We start from the raw sequence: 16360 nt of genomic DNA on the forward strand, positions 1-16360 counted from the left end.
CTCGTGGCTCCGTCGTCGCCGGTTGCTCACGTCCGATGCATCCATTGTTCGAAACTCCGTGTCCGCATCCGTAAATCTGACTCCTGGATCGACGATTCTTCGGTCCCTCACTGGGTCCGGACTAATCGTCACTGGTTGTGCCGCCAGGACGGTAGCTCCGACTGATGGCGCGCCAGCGGCCGGTCCCGAACCGGTAGTAGTTGACGACGGCCGGGACGGCCGTCTCGGCGACGAACGCGAGGTAGAGCCCCCAGATCCCGAGCGACGTCGTGGCACCGATGTACGCGAGGGGAATCGCCCCGCCGAACATACCGAGCAACTGGGCGTAGAACGGCCAGCGTGTGTCGCCCGCAGCGTTCAACGCGCCCTCGGCGGAGCCGACGATGCCGCGGAAGAGGATCGCGACACAGGCTGCGTACACGAGGGAGATGGCGATCGGGACGACCTGCGAGCCGGGTTCGTCGACGAACCCCTGAACGATCGGCTCGGCGAAGACGAACACGATCGTCGCCGACACGGCGTAGACGGCGACGGAATACCGGATGATCTCGTTCCCGTACTCGGCTGCGGTATCCTCTGCACCGGTCCCGAGTTCCTGTCCGACGAGACTGGAGGCGGCGAGGCTGAATCCCCAGCCTGGCGTGTTCATCAGCCCCCAGATCCGTCGCGTGATGACGAACGCCGACGCGGTGTCAGTGCCGAAGATGTCGACGATCCCGAGTAGCGGGAGTTCGGCGACGGTCCAGACCATGTTCCGGAGGAAGACCGGCGTCCCGATCGAGACGAGCGATCGGATGATCTCTGGATTGACGTACGAACCGAACGGATCGATCGTGACGACCATGTCGGGGACGCCGGGGAACGAACCGCGGATGAGGAGCGTCGCGAAGCCGGCCGAGACGACGACGTTGGCCAGCACGGTCCCGAGGGCCGCCCCGGCCACCCCGAGGTCGGCGACGAAGATGAAGGCCGCACTGAAGCCGATGTTGGCGATGGCGCCGCCCGCTCTGATGATCATCGGTGTCCAGGCGTCGTCCATGCCGACGAACGTGCGGCTTCCGATCAGATTGAGTCCGGCGAACGGGACGCCGAACGCCACGACCGAGAGGTAGGACGCCCCCAGCGACAGGGGCTCGGGTTTCGTCGTGATGATCGAGACGAGCTCGGTCGAAAACACGACGAAGAAAGCGGTTACCGGGAGGCTGATGAGCAGGACGAGCAAGATGGACGAGCGTATCGCCTCTCCGAGTTCGTCGAACTGTTCGGCGCCGTACCGCTGAGAGACGAGCGCGATAGTCCCGCCAGCGACACCACCACCGATGGTGAATGCCAGTCCCCAGAACGGCGTCGCGAACCCGACGCCGGCGATTGCCGCTTCACCCACTGCGATGCCGACCATCGCGACGTCGACCGCGCTCTTCGACATTCGCGCCAGTCCGGTCACGATGCGCGGCCAGGCGAGATCGGCCGTCCGAACCGCACGCTCACGGTCGATCAGCCCCAGCCGAGCGAGGCCGAGACCGATCCACAGGATCGTGAGCCGCATCGGGTTCGGAAGCCACGACAGCACTGGAATCTCCCGGGACTAGCCCGTGGGGGGTAAAAGTAGTTCCCGACCCGGCAGCGCCGACCGGTTATCGATTCGAAACACACGGTGGTGGTTCACAGGGGGGTCGGACGGAGGCACACCGGATTCGAATTTTGCTACTCGTTTGCTCTGCCCGGCTTTTCGAACCTCGATCAACGCGGATGCGTGAGTGGGGTATCGAGTAATCCCTACCGACCGCCCCGAATCGTCTCTGGGTTCGAGACCGCTCACCTGCGCTTGCGCTGTGCGACCCTGTTCAGGTCGTTTGAACCTGTTGAAAGGCTTCCCGGAGAGTAAACGTGGGTAATAGTGGGTAGCATTTATCCATCGGCGGACCGTAGCAGGCGGTATGACGAAAGTGGATGCCCAGGATCTACAAACCAACGAAACCGACGATCGAGGGCGGATCTATCTCGGGACGGAGTACGCGAACAAGCGTGTAACTGTCGCAGTCGTCGAGGTAGAAAACGATCAGCCGGATACCGACGAGCTGGCCGCTGCGTACCGTGAGGCGTCTGGGAGTGCTGAAGAATTGGCAGAAGGGTGGACCGACGTGTCGGACGAGGCGTGGGACGGATTAGATACATGAGCGAGGGGTCAACGGTTCGTCGCGGTGACGTCGTTATCGTTCGACTCGATCCTGCGGAAGGCCACGAGATGAAAAAGACTCGTCCCGCAGTCGTCGTCCAGAACGACGTGGGGAACGAAAACGCCAGTACGACTATCGTTGCGCCTGCGACGGGGACGCATCGAGGCTATCCGTTCGAGGTTTTCGTCGACGCAGCGGAGTCACCGTTCGAGAAAGATTCCTCGATCCGCCTCGATCAGATTCGAGTCGTCTCCATCAAAAAGCGGATTCACTCTGTTGTTGGAGCTCTCGATACCAAGACGATGGAAGCGGTAGACGACGCGTTGAGACTGAGTCTTGGGCTGGACTGAGTTGTGCAGTCGGTTCCGAAAGCGGATTACAACGATCGCCTCAGTCGATGTGAATCGACATCGACGCAATTGTCTGCTGGCTCGAATCGCGTCGGTTTGTGACTGCTTACCTGCGCTCGCGCTGTTCGACCTTGTTCAACTCGATGAGCAAGCGGAAGATGGCCTTGACGAGGTTCGAATCCACGTCGAACCGGTCTGCGTTCTCGCCGGCACGGTCCATCACGCGCTGTTCTTGCGTTTCGTCGACGGTCGGCAACCCCTCGGCGTCTTTGACGCGGGCGATGGAGTCGGCGACGTAGGTTCGACGGGCGATGAGTCGGACGAGTTCGGAGTCGATCTCTCGAATCTCCGACCTGAGTTCGTCGAGTGACATCTCGTCCGGCGTCGGTTCGAGTCCCGCGTCGTCGGTGTCGTGGGCTGGATCACTGTCGGTCATACGATAGTAGCTCCCTCCGTTCGAGTCGTCGTTCGGATCGTCGTCCCGGGCCGCTCGTCCCAGTCGCGTTCGACGGCGTCGAGTTGTTCGGCGTCTCCGACCGCGACGAAACTCGGACCCGTTCCGGACAGTGACGCACCCGCTGCGTCCGGGAGAGCCGCGAGTAACGGGTCGGGATCGTACCCCAGCGTCGCACAGAAGGCGAAGCCGTTGACGGTCATCGCTTCGACGAATCGGCCCTCGCTCGCGAGTTCGATCGCGAGTTCGGCCATCGGCGCGACGCGTTCGCAGGCCGCGACGTCGACGGCCGCGCTGAACGCCCGGTCCGGCGGCGTGTAGACGAGGACGTCCCAGTCGACCGTCTCCTGTCCCTCCAGGTCGTCGGTTGTGTTGTTCGTCACGGTGACGCCGCCGAGCATGCTCGCCGACGCGTCGTCGAATGCCCCCGTGATCGTGACGTCGGCCGCGCGTGCAGCCTCGACGCCGAGTCGGCAGGCGTCGATCGGGTTCATCGCGTCGGGACAGTCGAGCGCGTCGAGCGTCGCCAGCACCGTCGCGTTGGCGGCGGCGCTCGAACTCTTCAGGCCGGCTGCCATCGGCACGGCACTCTCCGTTCGGATCCGGGCGCCGGCGACGGATCGATCGAGCCCGGCTTCGTCGCCCACGGCGTCGAAGACGCGTCGAACGCACTGTTCGACAAGTTCGGTATCGGCGTCCGGAGCGTCGGCGACGGTCCCTCGGATGTCGCCGTCGCTCGTGAACTCGACCGTGGCGGTGGTCTCCAGGTCGATCGCGAATGCCGCGCCGTGACCGGTCGCGATAGCGTTGACCACGGTGCCCGCAGCGGGGGCGACGGCCTGTCCGTCCATATCGCCACTCGGCCGAGGGGCTACTTACCGCTGACGGTGACGGGAGTGATTGCCAGGGAGCGGTCGACGGAGAGAAACACAGTCTTTAGGCGTACCAAGCCGTACGAGCGGCTATGAGCACGCGTTCGGAAGTCGCCCCCAGTACGCTCGAAGTGGATCTCGTCGACGGCGGGATCGTCGTCAGGTACCTGGACGGGCGAGAGGTGTTTTATCACGGGCCGCCGGAGCCGGTCGAGTCGTCGCTCACGACACCGCCAGGCAAGACCGTGCACGTACTCGTCACCGACGAGGACGGCGTCGAAGGTGTGATGACGTACGTGAACGACCTGAAGACGGACGCCGAGATCCTCGAATCGACCGGTGTCGGTCGGGTGCTGATCGAGCAGGGAGAACGGTCCGTGCTCTTCCCTGGCGTCTCGGCAGCGGCCGAGGGCCACTCCGTCACGGTCAGCGTCGAACCAGCGGTCGTCGATGGCCGTGTTTTCGTCTTCGCCGAAGACGAGTTCAGCGAACGTGCGTACGAACTCGTCACCGAGACGTAGTCGATCGAGCTCCTCTCGGAACCTCGATCGGTCTCCCGACAACGGAGACGAACGCGTACGCTCGTGAGTCACCACCACAGCGTCCCGACGAGTCTCGTCTCTCGGTAACTCTGTCTGCTACCGAATCAGGCTCTCACTGGATGTAGATCGGATCTTCCTCGTCGCAATTGCCTTCGTGCGTGGTCGCATCGTCCCTATCGTCGAACAGCATGCCGCAGCCGTCGCACTCGTACCACGTCTCACCGTCCCGCTCGGTTTCGGCGACCATGTCGGCGACAACGGGCCGTGATCGGAAATGCATTGTGTCGTGTTACCATAACCTTGGGAGATGGGGCACAAACGGTCCCTGATTCTGGCCCCTGGCCACACTGCCGGCGAGGATAATTCTCAAGGTGACAGCCACGTAAGACCTCCCATGAGCGAGTCGGACACTGACGGAGTACGCCTTTCGGTGCGTGCAGCCGAGAAGCGAGACGCCGGGCGAGGCGTGGCCAGAATACCGGAACCGGCCCGCCGCGCACTCGGTGTGCTGAGCGGGGATTCGGTGGTTATCGAGGGGACGGACTCGACCGTCGCGAAGATGTGGCCGGCCGATCCGACGGTGGACGACACCGTCGTCCAGATCGACGCCGACGCGCGCGCCAATGCAGGGGTGCACGTCGGAGATAGCGTCACGGTGCGTCCGCTCGATGGCTCGTCGATCTCGCCGGCAGACGAAGTCGTCCTGGCCGCACCCACCGTCGCCAACGAGGCCGAGACCAACCTTACCGAACGGGTCGCGAACCAGAAACTCAGAAATCGGCCCGTTCGGGCCGGCGAGCAGATCAGAATCGAGGGGGTCGCCGGGGAACCGTTCCGGGTCGTCGCGACCGTTCCCGACGGTGACGTTCGCATCACGACCGACACGGACGTCGTCGTGAGCAATGGACCAGACGCGACGGACGTTGGTGACCGGGCTAAAGTGAACGCCGACCAGACGGATCAACCGGCCGCGACAGGTGCCCGATCACAGCCCGCTTCGGGGGCCACGTACGAGGACATCGGCGGGCTCGACGAGGAACTCGAACTCGTCCGCGAGATGATCGAGCTCCCGCTGTCGGAGCCGGCACTCTTCCAGCGACTCGGCGTGGAGCCCCCATCCGGCGTCCTCCTGTACGGACCGCCCGGCACTGGCAAGACCCTGATCGCACGGGCCGTCGCGAACGAGGTGGACGCCCACTTCATCTCCATCTCCGGCCCGGAGATCATGTCGAAGTACAAGGGTGAGTCCGAGGAGAAACTGCGGGAAGCGTTCGAACGCGCCCGCGAGGAGTCGCCGACGATCATCTTCTTCGACGAGATCGACTCCATCGCGAGCGCGCGTGACGGCGACGCCGACGCCGAGAGCCGCATCGTCGGGCAACTCCTCTCGCTGATGGACGGTCTCGACGGCCGTGGTGACGTCATCGTGATCGGTGCGACCAATCGGGTGGACGCGCTGGATCAAGCGCTCCGTCGGGGCGGGCGCTTCGATCGTGAAATACAGATCGGCGTGCCGGACGAGGCCGGTCGTCACGAAATCCTCGAAGTTCACACGCGCGGTATGCCGCTTTCGGACGACGTCTCGATCGAGACGCTCGCCTCACGAACGCACGGGTTCGTCGGGGCCGATCTCGACTCGGTCGCCAGTGAGGCGGCGATGGCGGCGATTCGTCGCCGGCCCGCAGACGAAGCTGCGCGCACCGAGTGGAACGCGGACCCGGTCGTCACGCGGGCCGATTTCGACACCGCACTCGCGTCGGTCGAACCGTCGGCGATGCGCGAGTACGTCGCCGAGTCGCCGGACACGGACTTCGACGATGTCGGCGGACTCGACTCGGCGAAACGCACGCTGACCGAATCGGTCGAGTGGCCCCTCACGTACGACAAGCTCTTCGAGCAGACGAACACCGATCCGCCGGCCGGCGTCCTCCTGTACGGGCCGCCTGGGACCGGCAAGACGCTCCTCGCCCGGGCGCTCGCCGGCGAGACGGACGTCAATTTCGTTCAGGTCGACGGGCCGGAGGTACTTGACCGGTACGTCGGCGAGAGCGAGAAGGCGATTCGGAAGCTCTTCGAGCGCGCCCGGCAGTCGGCACCCTCGATCATCTTCATCGACGAGATCGACGCCCTCGTCGGGCGACGTGGCGAGAGCCACGAGGTCACCGAGCGCGTGGTCTCGCAACTGCTCACGGAACTCGACGGCATGCGCGAAAACCCCAATCTCGTCGTCCTGGCCGCGACGAACCGGATGGACGATCTGGATCCAGCCCTGCTCCGCCCCGGGCGCCTCGACACGCACGTCCTGGTCCCGGAACCGGACCGCCCAGCGCGCGAGAAGATCCTCGCGGTCCACGCGAGCGATAAACCGCTGGCCGACGACGTGGATCTGGCCGAACTCGCCGCGGAACTCGAGGGGACGACTGGCGCAGATATCGAGGCCATCGTCCGCGATGCATCGATGCACGCCATCCGCGATGTCGCCGACCGCTACGACGATCCCGACGAGGCGAACGAGCGGGCCGACGAGGTCGTCATCGAACGCGAACACATCGAGCGCGCCCGCGAGACGGTCGAGTAACACGAGTTGGGCTTTCCTCCCTGAGCGTCGTCGAGTGGACTCGAATCGGCCCTAGACATCCACACACGGCCACTTCTACACGTCGTCGCCGTCGGGTTCTGCCTCGTCGAGAATAATCGTCTCCCCGGCAGTGGTTTTGTCTCCGGGCGACACCTGCACCTCGTCGAGCGATACCGACGGGGCGAACACGACGTCCACCCGGCTGCCGAAGGCGATGTGGCCGATACGTTCGCCCCGCGAGAGCGTGTTGCTTGCCTCGGTGTACGGCGTGATTCGCCTGGCGAAGGCACCAGCGATCATGGTCACCTCCTGGATGGGCGGAGCGCGGTCGTCGGCATCGGCGGCGACCCGCACGTGTACACGCTCGTTGCGGTCCGAGTCCTTCGAGAACGCCGGGCGGTGGGCACCGGGTGTGTGTTCTACGTCCGTCACCTGCCCGTCGACAGGTGAGCGGATCACGTGGACGTCCCAGACGTTCATGAAGATACCGAGTCGGACGGTCTCACCTTCCTTTCTGAGCACGGAGACCTTCCCGTGCGCCGGCGCGACGACACCTGACGGCGGCGTTGAGCGCTCCGGATCGCGGAAGAACCAGAGCACGAACCCGCCCAGCGCGAACAGGCCGAGTCCGGCGAGGGGGTGGACGAAGAAACCGAACGGGGCGGCGAGTAGCGGTCCGGCCGCGTAGCGCCACGCCCCCGGTGCGACGTTCATACGGGTCGTTGGCCACGGGTTCGTTTGATCGTTTCGTGTCACCCATCGGTGGTGGACGGGGAGGGAGACCGCAACGGACGTAGCGGCTGATTCGATTCTCGGACGGCTAATCCCAGAACGATTGGGTGCGTGCGTACTGGCGTTCCTGTCTGAGGATGTCGCGATAGAATTCGTCTTCGTCCTCGCGAAGTTTGTTGATGATCCGGGCGGCGTTGTGCGGCCCGACGCCGCGGGCGGCCATCGCGATCACGGCCTGTTTGCCGTGGCTCTGGACGAGACTCGCCGCGTGGAACGCGCGTTCGGTCTGTTCGCGTTGCTCGTCGGATTTCTCCTCGGCCCGAACCGCGTCGACCACCTCGTCGGCCCACGGATTGAGCGAGGCGATGCGAGTGGACCCACACTCCGGACACTCCGGTTGCTCGGGGACGCGGCGAACCTTCGTCCGCGAGAGCCACTCGGTGCAGTGGGTACACAACAGAATCACGCGGTCGTCCCGGATGCGATCCCTCACGGTCTGAATGATACTCGCGTCCGCGTTGTCGGGGGCAAGTAACTCTTTCCCGGAGGAGTGACCGCCGGTTCCGACCGACGTCCGCCCACGGACGATTTCGACGGTAATCTCGTCCGATTGAATCGATTCGAGGACGCCTGCGGCCGCGTCCGGATCGAGATCCTCGTGGAACACTTCGCGGACCGCCTCCGCGTACATGGGTGTGTCTTCGAGCGCGGCCAGCAATCGGTCGTTGGACAGCCTGGCCGAGCCGTCCCAGCGCTTGAGCGCGCCGAACTTGCCGGAGACCTGCGCGAGGCGGAAGGCGAGCGCATCGGAGTTTTTGAGCCCGAGCTCGACGATGGTCTCGACGTGGGCGGGGTCGGTCTCCTCGAGAATCGCCACGACGTCGCTGGTCGCGATGCTCGTCGGCACTTCGAGTTCGATCCGATACGGGTCGGTCTCGAGGCCGATCGACGACCCGGACTGCTGACCGAGGAGGGCAGAGAGGACGCGCCCGAGCGTCTCGTTGGTCTTGTGTCCGAGACAGGCGTTGACGACGACGTCCCGGCCCTGTCGTTCGAGCACGATCCGATCCGTCGTCGGCATCGCATGTTCGGCGTCGATCTGTCGTTCGAGCTGTGAAAGGGCCGACGAGAGCGTCTTCCGATCGCTCGGGTATCGCGTCTCGAGTTCGCGAGCGACCGCGTCCTCGTCCGCACCGCCTGCGAATTGCGGTTCGGCGACGGTCCGAATTTCACCGACCTCCTGGGCAACGTCGTAGGGGACTGGGATCTCCTGACCGATCCAGGAGGGTACCTCACCCGCGGGGTCCTCGATGGGGCTCACCTTCACGACACCCTCGTCGTCGTCCACCTCGGCGATGCGCCACATTTCGCCGCGCTGGATGAATATCTCGCCCGGGGAGGCGAAGTTGACGACGAACCGTTCGTCGAGCGTCCCAATCTGGCCGCCGGAGGCGATGTCGTGAACCTCGTAGGTCTCCTCGTCCGGGATCATCGAGAGGTTGGCGTAGACGTACTGCCAGGTACTGCCGCTGGTCTCGATCCGATCCTCGGCCTCGTCGAACCAGACGATCCGGTTGCGGTGGAGCTCCGAGAGTACCTCGCGGAACGTCTCCTCTGTCAGGTCACGGAAGGGGTACGCTCGCGAGACGATCTCGTAGGCGTCGTCGACGAACGTATCGCCGGCACTGTGGACGATCGCGGGGACCTGGTTCGCGACGACGTCCAGACTCCCCTCGTGAATGCCAGCGTCCTCGACCTGCCCCTGACGGGCTCGTCGGGCGATGGCGATCGCCTCGAACGTATCGTCGGCCCGCGTCGTGACGATCGTCCCCGAGGAAACCTCGTCCATGCGGTGGCCCGCCCGGCCGATGCGCTGGAGGAGTCGGGCGACCTGTCGCGGACTCTGGTACTGAACGACGTGATCGACCCGACCCACGTCGATGCCGAGTTCCATCGAGGAAGTACACAGTAAGGCGTCCAACTCGCCCGCCTTGAAGTCATCTTCCACCTCGATTCGGGCGGACTTCGACAGCGAACCGTGGTGGACGCCGATCGGAAGGTCGAGTTCGCGAAATCGCGAACCGAGCGCCTCCGCGGTCTGGCGCGTGTTCACGAAGACGAGCGTCGATTCGTTCTCGGCGACGATGTCCCGGATGAGCCGGACGTGGCTCGCCGTGGTTACCTCCGTCATCAGTTTCCCCGCGAGGTCGCGATCCTCGTCGGTGACGGTCGGTTCGCGAACGGTGACGTCGACGTTACTCCCGACGTCGATCTCCCGAATATCGCAGGGTCGCCCGCCGGTGAGGAACTGTCCAACAGCCGCTGGATCTCCCACCGTCGCGGAGAGGCCGATTCGCTGGACGGGGCCGGCGAGCTCGACCAGCCGCTCCATCGCAATCGAGAGCTGCGCGCCTCGTTTCGACGCGGCGAGTTCGTGCACTTCGTCGACCACGATATGCGAAAGATCGGCCAGCGCGTCGCGCAACCGCTCGCCGGTAAGCATCGCCTGGATGGTCTCGGGCGTCGTTATCAGGACGTCCGGGGGATTCTCGGCCTGCTTGCTCCGCTGGTACTGTGTGGTATCGCCGTGGCGGACGTCGACGGACACGTCGAGTTCGTCGCCCCACCACTCCAGTCGGTCGAGCATGTCCCGGTTGAGCGCCCGAAGCGGCGTCACGTACAGCGCGCGAAACCCGTCGGTCTCCTCGTCGCTCGCCGTTCCGGCCTCGCCACCGTCACTCACTCCCGCTCCAGTTCGTCGGGCTTCGCGCCGCGCCGAGACGATATCGTCGAAGACGGGCAACATCGCCGTCTCGGTCTTCCCGCTCCCCGTCGGGGCGATCACAAGCGTGTTATCCCCCGCGGCGAGCGGTGGAATCGCCAGTCGCTGTGGCGCGGTCGGCGTCGAGAAGCCGCGATCGGAGAGGGCCTCGCGGACGGCCGGACCCAGGTGGGTAAACGCCGCCGCGTCCCCGTCAGTCATCGCCGTCCATAGGGACGAACGCTCCATAAGCCCATTGTTCTCGGATCGCAGTCCCCACGGTCACCGCGTCCGAACGGGGTCTCTCAGATGGACTCGTAGGGACCGAGTCGCGTTCCGTCGAGCAGGTACGCTTCACCCGTCCGGAGTCCATCCGGAAGCATCGGTGAGAGAAACGATTGCCCCTCGACGTTGATCCACGTGCCACCGGCGAGCTCGTTGAACGCCGGGAACACGACGAACTCGAGTCCGTCGCTGGGAGTGACTGATCCCGTGTCGGTATCGACGTGGTCGGCCCCGTCGGTCGCATCGTCGTCGTCCTGAGCCGCTGGTCCCCCAGGGCCGAGTTTCGCCCGATCGAGTTCGCCGCGGAACCAGACGGACTCGACGCGACTGCCGCCGACTTCGTCTTCGAGACGGACACACGGGTGTTCGTGGCCAAAACAGAGCACGTCGGCCTCGATGGCCGTTGTTGTCGGCCAGCTATGACCGTGACAGACGCCGATGGCGCCGAGCCGGCCCCCATCGCCATCGAGCACCGTCAACTCGGTCGCGCCGGTGGCCGACCCCGGTCGCCCGCGACTCGCGTCGTCGATCACCTCCTGCAACCACGATTCGATCGCGCCGTCGTGATTGCCCTTGACGAGCGTGACGGGGATCGGCGGCAACGACTCGAACAGCACCTCGATCTCCCCACGTTCGGCCCCACCGGGATCACCGATCGAGTGCATCAGATCGCCGAGGACGACCAGTCGGTCGGCATCGGTTTGATCGAGGAGAGCACAGAGCCGCTCGCGACGGTCCTCGGCCTGGCTCGGTACCTGTACGCCACGTTCGTACCGGAGCGCGGCCTCGATACCGGCGTGGTAGTCGGCGACGAACAGTGTCCGGTCACCATCGATCGAACCGACCGCAGCGGGTTCCCCGGGGATCGGTTCGACGTGGCTCATGCTCAGATGGCCTGCAGTCGATCCTCGGCGGGTTCGAAGCACTCGCCGCCCATCAACGCATCCTGTATCGCGTCGTCGATGGCGGCTTCGTCGGCGTCCGTCTCGCCGGCGACCAGTTCCACGACCGCCGATCGTTCGGCACCCTCACCGTCGTCGAGTTCGCCCATGGCCTCGACGACGCGCGTCTGCAAGTCGAGATCCTCACCGGTCGCGTTCTCGTCGGTCGCGTCGGACGTGGCGGAGTTGGTCTCCGTAGTAGACGTGGGAGCGTCGGCGTCCTCGGCCGATCCCTCCCCCTCCGGCGCGACGTCGGCTGCATCAGGAACGTCGATGTCAGCTTCCCCGGGTTCGCCGACGTCGGTGCCGGTGGTGAAGTCTGTCCCGTACTCTTCCTCGACGGCCGCCCGCTCGTCCTCGTCGAGCTCGTACATCCCGTCTTCGAAGTCGTCGGGATCAAGATCGTCCGCATCCGTGTCGAGTTCCACGACCGGTTCGTCGTCGGTCGGCCCGACGTCTTCGTCCGTCGGAGAGTCCTCGTCTCCATCGCTCGCTTGCTCCGTAGCTTCGTCACCTGCTAATTCTTCGTCTTCACCGTCCGTCGAATCGTCCGCACTAACTTCGTCGACAGACTCGTCGATCGGTTCGTCTGCATCGGTCGACGGTTCCGTCTCGAAGTCACCGAGTTCGTCTCCGGTACTGTCCGTCGTTTCTTCTTCGTCTTCGGTACTGTCAGACGCTTCTCCTTCGTCTTCGGAGCGGGTGTTGGCTGATTCACCCTCGGACTCGTCGGCTTCCGGTTCGGTCTCGGTTGGCTCGGCGGCTGCCGTCTCGGACGAATCCGAAACGTCGTCCGTGACTGCGTCCGAAGCGGTCGTGTCGCCTGTCGAGTCGGTGGAGCTCGCCGTTGCCGTGCCGACTGCCGAACCGGCCGACGCGTCGGTCGACGTCGCGACGTCGTCGACGGCTTCGTCGTCACTGGTTTCGTCAGCAGTCAGGTCGTCCGGGATCGAAAGCGATCGGCCGTCGGCCAGTGTCGCGTACGATGGGGCATCCGACGCCGTCTCCGTCGGCGAGCCGGCGGTCGCCTCGACCTGTGATTTGTCTTCGGCGACGACGCGAACGGCGTCGATGGCGACCTCCCGTAGGTCGTCGAGGTACGCGGGCGTCGTCCCGTAGTGGTGCGTCGCGAGGGGGATTCCCTCGGCGGGGCCATCCGGGAGTCCGTTGGCGCGGAGGACCGCTGACAGTGTCGAGTCGTCGACGTCGAGGTCGGCAGCGGCCGCGTACGTCTCGATTCGATCGATCGTGTGCTCGGCCGTGTCGACGACCCAGCGGTCGCGCGTCGGGGCGTCGACGATCGCCAGGCTCTCGGGTCTGATCGAGGTGTAGACCTGGTCGCCGTCGTCGGGTTCGAACGTTCGTGCCTTGCCCGAGACGGCGACGAACGCCGGTGGGTCGGCCCGTTCGAGAAACGCCAGGGAGTCGGGCTGGTATTGTCCGGCGTAGACGACGAACGCCCCGGTCGGGTCCACCACTCGTGCCCGGACCATCTCGTCGTTGACGTCGGTCACTTCGGTGAGCGTGCCGACGACGAAGATTCGATTGAGTCGAGCGCCGGTCGGTGAAATGACGTAGTTGGGCGCCCGTTCTTCGTCGCTCTCGGCGTAGGAGACGACGGAGTCGTCGAACTCCGTCGCGAAGAGTCGGTACGCGACTTCGCGTCCGGGCCGGTTCTCGTCGTCGGTCCCGTTTGTGCTCATGCCTCCACCTCCGCGAGGAACGCGGTCGCACGGTCTGTGGGATCCTCGCTCACCTCTTCGAACGTGGTGGCGTCCAGGTTGGCGCCGTACTCGTCGACGGACAGGTGGCCGCGAACGCGGTAAGCCCGTCCGACGATGCGCTCCCGGATCGTGTCGGCGACGACGGACTGGTCCATCGCCTCCCGGGCGGCATCTCGCGCGTCGTCCAGACCGCCGCCGTAGACGGCTTCGGTGAGTTCGTCGTCGAGGACGGCGGTGACGGTACCCGTACCGTCGTCGAGGATGGCCTTCACGCGGAGGTCGTCCTCACCGTCGACCTCGCCGTGCGTGCGACACTGTCCTTTCTGGATGACGCGGCGACACTCGGGACAGCGCTGGATGAGTCCGGACCCATCGCGTACCTCGATGACGGTGCCGGTCAATTCGACGTCGTAAATGCCGCCGCTGTCGACCGCCTCGCCGATGCCGAGCGAGGGCGCGTCGGTCCCGATGTCGATATCTCGGTCGAGCGTCTCGACGCTCGAGTACTCGGAGACGTTGACCTCCGGGACGCCGCGGAACTCGCGGACGTAGACGTTCTCCAGCCGAACGGAGGCGTCGGTTTCGATCTCGGATCTGGGATCCCAGCAGGTGAAGGGCAATCGACCGCTCTCGTCGCCGAACACGCCACTCAGGATTTCGGTCTCACCGTCGCGGCCGTCGATCGACCGGGTCTCACACTCGAGGACGGTCACCTCCACCGCTCTGGCTCGATCGCCCGTTTCGAGGGCCGCGAGCGTCGACTCGCCGCCGACCTCGTACGGAACGTCGAGCGAGTCGTCCGTGACCGAGATCGCGGAGTGTTCGCCGAGATTGAGTTCCGGTTCCCCGTCCCACTCACGGACGCCAGCGTTGCCGATGGTGAGCGTCTCGCCCGGTTCGAGCCCGAAGTCCTCCCAGGCGGTGTAGTCGATGCGCCCGGTCTCGTCGGCGAGCTCGCCCTCGACGATGACGTGGTCGTCGCCCTGGTACCTGATCGATCGTTCGCCCGCTGAGAGGACGACCGCGGTGACGCTGACGTTACTCCCTTCCGGCGTGATCTCCCCGATCGACTTCGTGGTCGGCCCCGACGAGCTGGTCGAGCCGTCGCCGTACTTGCGTCGCAGGCTCTGTTTGGCCTCGTCGATGGGGACGCTGTACTCCACCAGGTTCTGCAGATCCGCTTTGACCTCCTCGTTGTCGACACCGAGGTCGGAGGCGAGCTCCTCGGCGTGGCTGTCGAGTTCCATCACGGGTGCGTAAGCGTGCGCCCAACAAAAGGGTTCGTAGCGCGGAGTGAAAGTGAACCCGTCTCCGGATTCGGCCGATCGTGACTCGCCCCTGGATTCGAACGATCGCGACCCGCTCTCCACCGGACGATCGTGGCTGCTCGATGCAGCGGCCAGACGAGACGGTACTCCCCGGCGGTCGAGGTCGACAACGATTAACCCAGGTCTCCCGAATATCCACATCGACAATGCACGTCGTCGTCAACGCAGCGATGAGTGCGGACGGCAAGCTCTCGACGCGCGAGCGAACGCAACTGGCGATCAGTGACGACGCGGATTTCGAGCGAGTCGACCGGCTGCGAGCGGAGAGTGACGCAGTCGCCGTCGGCGTCGGGACGGTCCTCGCCGACGACCCCAGCCTCACCGTCAAATCCTCGTCGTTGCGCGCCGACCGCGTCGATGCCGGGCGAGCGGCGAATCCGGCCCGTATCGTCGCCGACTCCCGGGCGCGCACGCCGGCCGACGCCACCGTCCTCGACGACGCGGCGGAGACGTACGTACTCGTGAGCGAAGCGGCTCCCGTCGAACGCCGCTCGGCGCTCGCCGAACGCGGGGCGACGCTCGTCACGGCCGGCGAGGAACGCGTCGATCTCCTGCGTGCGTTCGCCACACTCCAGGACGAAGGCCTCGAAGATATCATGGTCGAAGGTGGTGGCGAACTCATCTTCTCGCTGTTCGACGCCGGCCTCGTCGACGAACTCTCGGTATTCGTCGGCCCCCAGATCGTCGGCGGTCGGGAGGCACCGACGCTTGCCGACGGCGAGGGGTTCGTCGAGGCATTTCCCGCGCTCTCCCTGTCGGATGTGGAGCGAGTCGGCGATGGCGTCGTGTTGACCTGGACCGTCGACCGGTAACCAATAACCGGAACGCAGTACCCATCCAGCGGACTGCAGGCTCCGGAGCTGATCGACCTGTCGAAGGCACCCAGGTCGTTCACTCAGCCGTTCCGATGTGGTGACCGATTTCCGAACGACTGATTACGCCGACCCGACACGTTCGGCTCGATGGAAGCGGACCTTCGTGCGATAGCCCGTTCGTACTTCGAGGACGCAGCCCCGGCCCACGACTGGCAACACGTGCGACGGGTCCACCAACTCGCCACCCGTCTCGCACAGGACCGAGCGGACGTAGACGAAACGATACTTCGGTATGCCGTTTGGTTCCACGACATCGGTCGCCAGCGCGAGGACGACGGTTTGATCGACGATCACGCAGAGTGGGGTGCGGCGGAGGCCGCGACGATCCTCGAATCGGCCGGCGTCGATCCGGAGACGATCGACGCGGTCGGTCACTGTATTCGTGCCCATCGGTACTCGAACGACGTCGAGCCGGAATCTCCGGAAGCGACGGTGCTCTGCGATGCGGACAATCTCGACGCGCTCGGCGCGGTGGGTATCGCCCGGGTGTTCTCTCACGGTGGGACGAACGGCTTTCCGATGCACGACCCCGACCGCCCACTCGCGGCCGACGAGACGCCCGGCGGAGCGACGTCGGTAAACCATATCACGAAGAAGATCCTCACCTTGCGTGAGCGGATGTACACCGACGCTGGTCGGGCCATCGCCGCCGAGCGCCACGAGTTCGTCGAGACCTTCCTCGAACGCTTCGAACAGGAGCGCTCGGGTGACGCGTAGGAGCGATCGAGACAGTTGTCGTGG

15 protein-coding genes are annotated in these 16360 nt (G+C 65.2%); 6 read left to right on the forward strand and 9 right to left on the reverse strand.

All coding sequences use genetic code 11. The features are described 5' to 3' along the window. Positions 1–121: 121 nt before the first annotated feature. The gene (locus C479_RS00680; protein WP_007696390.1) at positions 122–1546 is read right to left on the reverse strand and encodes an MATE family efflux transporter; all 1425 of its coding nucleotides are present in this window, start codon (positions 1544–1546) and stop codon (positions 122–124) included. Positions 1547–1937: 391 nt separating this feature from the next. Here C479_RS00680 and C479_RS00685 point away from each other — a divergent pair, with 391 nt between their 5' ends. Together C479_RS00685 and C479_RS00690 are read left to right on the forward strand one after the other, a co-directional pair. Continuing rightward, positions 1938–2177, forward strand: coding sequence for a hypothetical protein (locus C479_RS00685; protein ID WP_007696392.1), 240 nt, complete (start codon positions 1938–1940; stop codon positions 2175–2177). Next, positions 2174–2527: a type II toxin-antitoxin system PemK/MazF family toxin gene (locus C479_RS00690; protein WP_007696393.1), complete on the forward strand. Its 354-nt coding sequence runs from the start codon at positions 2174–2176 to the stop codon at positions 2525–2527. The genes C479_RS00685 and C479_RS00690 overlap by 4 nt, the downstream gene beginning before the upstream one ends. A gap of 106 nt (positions 2528–2633) precedes the next feature. Here C479_RS00690 and C479_RS00695 read toward each other — a convergent pair whose 3' ends face one another. Both C479_RS00695 and C479_RS00700 read right to left on the reverse strand, forming a co-directional pair. Continuing rightward, the gene (locus C479_RS00695; RefSeq protein ID WP_007696394.1) at positions 2634–2963 is read right to left on the reverse strand and encodes a chorismate mutase; all 330 of its coding nucleotides are present in this window, start codon (positions 2961–2963) and stop codon (positions 2634–2636) included. Next, positions 2960–3832 (reverse strand): shikimate kinase, encoded by an 873-nt coding sequence (locus C479_RS00700; RefSeq protein WP_007696395.1) that lies wholly within the window; start codon positions 3830–3832, stop codon positions 2960–2962. Before C479_RS00700 ends, C479_RS00695 begins: the two co-directional genes overlap by 4 nt. Before the next feature lie 113 nt (positions 3833–3945). Between C479_RS00700 and C479_RS00705 the strand changes: the two genes are divergently transcribed. Continuing rightward, complete coding sequence (locus C479_RS00705; protein WP_007696396.1) at positions 3946–4374, forward strand: DUF5796 family protein; 429 nt, start codon at positions 3946–3948, stop codon at positions 4372–4374. Positions 4375–4507: 133 nt separating this feature from the next. Here the strand turns inward: C479_RS00705 and C479_RS16865 are convergent, their stop codons facing one another. Beyond that, on the reverse strand, positions 4508–4642 hold the full coding sequence (locus C479_RS16865) for a DUF7128 family protein (RefSeq protein WP_007696398.1): 135 nt from the start codon (positions 4640–4642) through the stop codon (positions 4508–4510). 147 nt (positions 4643–4789) lie between these two features. Here C479_RS16865 and C479_RS00715 point away from each other — a divergent pair, with 147 nt between their 5' ends. Then, positions 4790–6973 (forward strand): AAA family ATPase, encoded by a 2184-nt coding sequence (locus C479_RS00715; RefSeq protein ID WP_049906996.1) that lies wholly within the window; start codon positions 4790–4792, stop codon positions 6971–6973. A gap of 75 nt (positions 6974–7048) precedes the next feature. Here C479_RS00715 and C479_RS00720 read toward each other — a convergent pair whose 3' ends face one another. From C479_RS00720 to C479_RS00740, 5 genes are all read right to left on the reverse strand, one after another. Beyond that, positions 7049–7687 carry a protein sorting system archaetidylserine decarboxylase gene (locus tag C479_RS00720; protein ID WP_007696402.1) on the reverse strand — a complete coding sequence of 213 codons (639 nt, stop codon included), beginning with the start codon at positions 7685–7687 and terminating at the stop codon, positions 7049–7051. Between the two features lie 106 nt (positions 7688–7793). Then, positions 7794–10688 (reverse strand): DEAD/DEAH box helicase, encoded by a 2895-nt coding sequence (locus tag C479_RS00725; protein WP_007696405.1) that lies wholly within the window; start codon positions 10686–10688, stop codon positions 7794–7796. A gap of 83 nt (positions 10689–10771) precedes the next feature. Continuing rightward, positions 10772–11635, reverse strand: a complete 864-nt coding sequence (locus C479_RS00730) for a metallophosphoesterase (protein ID WP_007696406.1) — start codon at positions 11633–11635, stop codon at positions 10772–10774. 2 nt (positions 11636–11637) lie between these two features. Then, a complete protein-coding gene (locus tag C479_RS00735) occupies positions 11638–13395 on the reverse strand; it encodes a hypothetical protein (protein WP_007696407.1) in 1758 nt (585 codons plus the stop codon). After that, entirely contained in the window at positions 13392–14663 is a 1272-nt protein-coding gene (locus tag C479_RS00740; RefSeq protein ID WP_007696408.1) for a Single-stranded DNA binding protein, read from the reverse strand. The genes C479_RS00735 and C479_RS00740 overlap by 4 nt, the downstream gene beginning before the upstream one ends. Before the next feature lie 227 nt (positions 14664–14890). On the opposite strand from C479_RS00740, the gene C479_RS00745 reads away from it, so the two are divergent. Further along, complete coding sequence (locus tag C479_RS00745) at positions 14891–15556, forward strand: 2,5-diamino-6-(ribosylamino)-4(3H)-pyrimidinone 5'-phosphate reductase (RefSeq protein WP_007696409.1); 666 nt, start codon at positions 14891–14893, stop codon at positions 15554–15556. A 150-nt stretch (positions 15557–15706) separates the two neighbouring features. After that, positions 15707–16336, forward strand: coding sequence for an HD domain-containing protein (locus tag C479_RS00750; RefSeq protein ID WP_007696410.1), 630 nt, complete (start codon positions 15707–15709; stop codon positions 16334–16336). The last annotated feature ends 24 nt before the right edge of the window (positions 16337–16360 follow it).

The organism is Halovivax asiaticus JCM 14624 (genome assembly GCF_000337515.1).
Taxonomy (GTDB): Archaea; Halobacteriota; Halobacteria; order Halobacteriales; family Natrialbaceae; genus Halovivax; species Halovivax asiaticus.